This is a genomic window from Caulobacter sp., assembly GCF_049283275.1.
GTDB lineage: Bacteria > Pseudomonadota > Alphaproteobacteria > Caulobacterales > Caulobacteraceae > Caulobacter.
In genome coordinates this window covers 1-4995 of the sequence record NZ_JBAPVS010000097.1, presented here as the reverse complement: position 1 = coordinate 4995, position 4995 = coordinate 1, and the positions used below count along the sequence as shown (strand labels likewise).

Below are 4995 nucleotides of genomic sequence, written 5' to 3'. Positions count from 1 at the left end.
GGCCACCTCCCCCAGAGGGGGAGGATCTGTCCGACTTCCACCCATCGCGGACCTTCGGAACGTCTGCATTAAGGCATGGCCTCACCCCTGCGGACGGAGATCGGAAGGGGATGACTTACCCTTTATGTCCGTCATTCCCGCCCTTGCGACGGATTGAGGGGTTCCCGCCACAAGGGCGGGAATGATGGGCCTTGTTGAGTTAGGTGAGAGCCCCCGCCAGCGCCTCAACCACCCGATCCACATCGCCGTCCGCCATCGTCGGATACAGCGGCAAGGTCAGGCAGCGGGCGTACCAGGCCTCCGCGCCGGGCAGGTCCAGGGCGCCGTAGCGGGTCTGGTAATAGGGCTGGCCGTGCACCGGGATGTAGTGGACCTGGCTGCCGACGCCTTGGGCCTTCAGCGCCTCGACCACCGCGCGGCGGGTCGTGCCGGCGGCTTCGAAATCAATCAGCACGGTCAGCAGATGCAGGGCCGGGTCGGACCAGGCCGGGCTGGTCGCCAGACGCACGATCGGCGCCAGGGCGGCCAGCTTTTCGGCGTACAGCGCCGTCAGGGTCCGCCGGCGGGTCACGAAGCGGTCCAGCTTGGACAGCTGTGAAATCCCCAGGGCGCAGAGCACGTCGGGGATGCGGTAGTTGAAGCCCAGCTCCGGCATCTCATAGACCCAGGGCTCGGCCCCGGCCGGGCGCACCATGCCGTGGCCGCGCAGGGATCGCGCCCTCGCCGCCAGGGCCGCGTCGTTGGTGGTCAGCATGCCGCCCTCGCCGGTGGCCAGGGTCTTGACCGGGTGGAACGAGAAGCTGGCGAAGCTGGAGAAGGCGCCGTCGCCGACCGGATGGGCGACGCCGTCGAAGGTCGCGACCGAGCCCAGGGCGTGGGGCGCGTCCTCGACCAGAACCGCGCCAATGCCGTCAGCCAGGGCCTTCAGGCCCGGCAAATCGCAAACGTCGCCGCGCAGGTGGACCGGCAGCACGGCTCGGACCCGACGGCCCGCAAACGGACCCTGGGCCGCGCGCTTCAGGGCGTCGGCCAAGGTTTCCGGCGTCATCAGGCCGCTGTCCGGATCGACATCGGCGAACACCACCTCGGCCCCGACATAGCGGGCGCAGTTGGCGGTGGCCAGGAAGGTGACCGAGGGCGCGATGCAGACGTCGCCCTCCCCCCCGTTTTCTTGGCCGACCCCCAGGGCCAGCATGGCCAGGTGCAGGGTGGCCGTGCCGTTGGCCACGGCGATCGCGTGCTCGGCCCCGACCTTGGCCTTGAAGGCGGCCTCGAAGGCCTCGACCGTCGGCCCCGTGGTCAGGAAGTCGGCGCGCAGGGCCGCCGCGACCGCCGCCACGTCGTCGTCCTCGATGGTCTGACGGCCGTAGGGCAGGAACGGCGGATTGCTCATCAGGCCTTCTCGGCCAGCATGGCGTTGAGACCGTCCTCGCTGAGCCAGTCGTCGTTGTTGTCGCTGCTGTAGCTGAAGCCCTCGGCCACGTCCTTGGCGTCCGCCTCGCCGCGGAACGGCTTGCGCGGATATTCCACGAAGGTGGGCTCGATGACGTAGCGATCGGAAAGCTCGACCGTGGCGCGGGCGTCGTCGGCGCTGATCATCATCTCATGCAGCTTCTCGCCCGGACGGATGCCGATGACTTTGATCTCCGCTTTCGGCGACATGGCCTTGACCAGGTCGGGCATGGTCATGGACGGGATCTTGGGCACGAAGATCTCGCCGCCGCGCATGATCTCCAGCGACGACAGCACGAACTCCACGCCCTCGTTCAGGGTGATCCAGAACCGGGTCATCCGCGGGTCGGTGACCGGCAGCTCGGCCGCGCCCTGGCTCAGCAGGCGCTTGTAGAGCGGCACCACGCTGCCGCGCGACCCCACGACGTTTCCATAACGAACAACCGCGAAGCGGGTGCCGATGTCGCCCGACAGGTTGTTGGCCGCCACGAAGGTCTTGTCCGAGGCCAGCTTGGTCGCGCCGTACAGGTTGATCGGGTTGCAGGCCTTGTCGGTCGACAGGGCCACCACCAGCTTGACGTGGTTGTTGAGGCTGGCCCAGACCACGTTCTCGGCGCCCAGCACGTTGGTGTGGATGCACTCGGACGGATTGTATTCGGCGGCCGGCACCTGCTTGAGGGCGGCGGCGTGGATGACGATGTCGACGCCGCGCAGGGCCAGGGTCAGGCGCTCGCGATCACGCACGTCCCCCAGGAAGAACCGAAGCTTGCCGTAGGTCGCCTCGTCGAACTGCTCGCGCAGCTCCATCTGCATGTCGCTCTGCTTCAATTCGTCGCGGGAATAGATGATCACCTTTCGCGGGTCGGCGCGTCGCAGGACGGTCTCGATGAAGCGGCGACCAAACGAACCGGTGCCGCCGGTCACCAGGATGACCTTACCGTCCAGATCGAGCTTCTTCGGTGAAAAACGCCCCAATTTCAATCTCCTGCGCCTCCGCCGCGAGCGTTGCGTGATTTGCCGCGCGCGGGACGATTCATGGTTAACGCCCCTTTGTGCCCGCTAGACGTAAAGAGGACGTCAACCCCGTCGTGCCAAAAGGGGCTCATGCGCCGCGCTCTTGTCCTATCCATCCTGTCGCTGCTGGCCGCCGCCAGCCTCGCCGCTCCTCCCGCCCTGGCCAATTCCGGCAAGGAGGAGAAGAAGGTGATGGCGACCTATTTCGCCCTGCAGCCCCTGACCGCCACCACCATCCGCCGCGACGGGCGCCGTGGCGTCATGACGATGGAAGCCGGCGTCGAGGCGCTCGATCCGGCCGTGATGGAACGCGTCCGGCAGTCGGAGCCCCGCCTGCGCGCCGCCTTCGCCCAGGTGCTGATGACCTACACCGCCGGCATGCGGCGCGGCGCGGCGCCGGACCTGGACTATCTGGGCGGCAAGATGCAGGACGCCGCAGACAAGGTGCTGGGCCGCAAGGGCGCGAAGGTGCTGCTCGGTTCGGCGCTGGTGAACTAGGCCTACTTCTTCCGCCGTTCCCGGAAGAACCCCCTCAGCAGGTCGGCGCTCTCCTGGGCCATCACCCCGCCGGTGACCTCGGGACGCCAGTGGCAGGTGGGTTGGGCGAAGAACTGCGGCCCGTGGACCACCGCCCCGCCCTTGGGGTCCTCGGCGCCGAACACCACCCGGCCGATCCGGGCATGGCTGATCGCCCCGGCGCACATGGCGCAGGGCTCCAGCGTCACCACCAGGGTCAGGTCGGTCAGGCGATAGTTGCCCAGCTTGGCGGCGGCGATCCGCATCGCGGCGATCTCGGCGTGGGCCGTGGGATCGTGCGCGCCGATCGGTCCGTTGCCGGCCCGGGCCAGGATCTCGCCGGTCGCCGGATCGAAGATCACCGCCCCCACCGGCGTCTCGCCGGCTTCGGCGGCGGCGCGGGCTTCGTCCAGGGCCAGGGCCATGGCCGTCAGATCCCGCCCTTCTTGATCCATGGCCGGATCGGTGCGCATTAGAAACCGCCCATCGTGAGATGCGCCAAGCCCTTGAAGGACGACGCCGTGACCGACAAATACCAGCCCCACCTGCATGACAACGCCATTCCGGGTCAAGACGACGACGGAGACGGCGCGCGGGTCGCCAAGATGCTGGCTCGGGCCGGCGTGGCCTCGCGACGGGCGGTCGAGCGGCTGATCGAGGACGGCCGGGTCGCCCTGAACGGCGAAGTGCTGACCACCCCCGCCATCAAGGTCCGCCCCGACGACATCCTGACCGTCGACGGCAAGATGATCGATGCGCCGGAAGCCACGCGCGTCTTCCGCTATCACAAGCCCGCCGGGCTGATGACCACCCACAACGACCCCAAGCAGCGCCCGACGGTGTTCCAGGCTTTGCCGCGCGACCTGCCCCGCCTGATCTCGGTCGGCCGCCTGGACCTCAATTCCGAGGGCCTGCTGCTGCTGACCAACGACGGCGCCCTGTCGCGGGCCCTGGAGATGCCGAACAACGCCTGGGTCCGCCGCTACCGGGCCCGCGCCTTCGGCGACACCACCCAGGCCAAGCTGGACCGGCTGAAGGACGGATGCACCGTCGAGGGCGTCCGCTACGGCCCGATCGAGGCCCGTCTCGACAAGGCCCAGGAAAAGGCCGGCGGCGGCAAGAACATCTGGATCACCCTGTCGCTGAGCGAAGGCAAGAACCGCGAAGTGCGCCGGGTGCTGGAGTCCATCGGCCTGAAGGTCAACCGCCTGATCCGCCTGTCCTACGGCCCGTTCGCCCTGGGCACGCTGCTGCCCGGCCAGGTCGAGGAGGTCGGCCCTCGGGTGATCCGCGAGCTGCTGGAAGGCATCGTCGCCGAAGAGAACATGCCCAAGGGCGACAAGCCGCAATTCATCGGCGTGGCCGATCCGCTGAAGGCGGTCGGCACGGCGGGCGGCGGCGACATGCAACGCCGCGGCGTGCCGCGCACCAACAAGGCGGTCCAGACCTCGATCCTGATCCCCGACGAAAGGGTCGAGGAAGAGAAGTTCGTCCGCAAGCCGGGCTGGGCCAAGCCCAAGAAGAAGCCGGCGATCGCCGGCCGCGAGCCCGTGCGGCCCGTCAAGAAGTCGATCGAGAGCAAGATGATCGGCCCCAAGCCGCTGTCCTACCGCGACGCCGCCGCCAAGCGGGTCCGCGACCGGGAGATGGCCGAGAAGAACGCGGCCGACAAGCGCACGGCCCAGGGCAAGGACGCGCGGCCCGCCAGAGGGGGCGACAAGCCCAAGCCCGGCGCGCTGCGGGCCAATGGCTACAAGCCGCTGGGCGACGGTCCGGCCAAGACCGGCGGAAAGCCCGGCGGCGCGCGTCCGGGCGGCAAGCCCAGCACGGTCAAGGCGGCGGGCGCGGGAAAGCCCGGCGAACCCGGCAAGGTGTGGTCCAAGCCCGGCATGGCCAAGTCGGCCGGGCCTCGCTCAGAGGGTCCCAAGGGCGCTGCGCGCCAAGATGGCCCAAAGAGCGCTCCGCGCTCAGACGCTCCCAGGGGCGCTCCGCGCGGACAAGCCCCCCGGGGCG

The 4995-nt window shown here is 69.0% G+C and carries 5 protein-coding genes; 2 read left to right on the top strand and 3 right to left on the bottom strand.

Annotated features, from left to right (window positions below):
* Positions 1–199 precede the first annotated feature (199 nt).
* Together pseC and pseB are read right to left on the bottom strand one after the other, a co-directional pair.
* Entirely contained in the window at positions 200–1393 is a 1194-nt protein-coding gene (gene pseC / locus WAL33_RS04845; RefSeq protein WP_422179039.1) for a UDP-4-amino-4,6-dideoxy-N-acetyl-beta-L-altrosamine transaminase, read from the bottom strand.
* A complete protein-coding gene (pseB, locus tag WAL33_RS04840; RefSeq protein WP_422179037.1) occupies positions 1393–2427 on the bottom strand; it encodes a UDP-N-acetylglucosamine 4,6-dehydratase (inverting) in 1035 nt (344 codons plus the stop codon). Before pseB ends, pseC begins: the two co-directional genes overlap by 1 nt.
* 129 nt (positions 2428–2556) lie before the next feature.
* On the opposite strand from pseB, the gene WAL33_RS04835 reads away from it, so the two are divergent.
* Positions 2557–2964, top strand: a complete 408-nt coding sequence (locus WAL33_RS04835; protein WP_422179035.1) for a hypothetical protein — start codon at positions 2557–2559, stop codon at positions 2962–2964.
* Between the two features lie 2 nt (positions 2965–2966).
* On the opposite strand, the gene WAL33_RS04830 is transcribed toward WAL33_RS04835, so the two are convergent.
* Positions 2967–3455 carry a nucleoside deaminase gene (locus WAL33_RS04830; RefSeq protein ID WP_422179033.1) on the bottom strand — a complete coding sequence of 163 codons (489 nt, stop codon included), beginning with the start codon at positions 3453–3455 and terminating at the stop codon, positions 2967–2969.
* 48 nt (positions 3456–3503) lie between these two features.
* Between WAL33_RS04830 and WAL33_RS04825 the strand changes: the two genes are divergently transcribed.
* A partial coding sequence (locus tag WAL33_RS04825; protein WP_422179031.1) for a pseudouridine synthase occupies positions 3504–4995 on the top strand: 1492 nt, incomplete at its 3' end.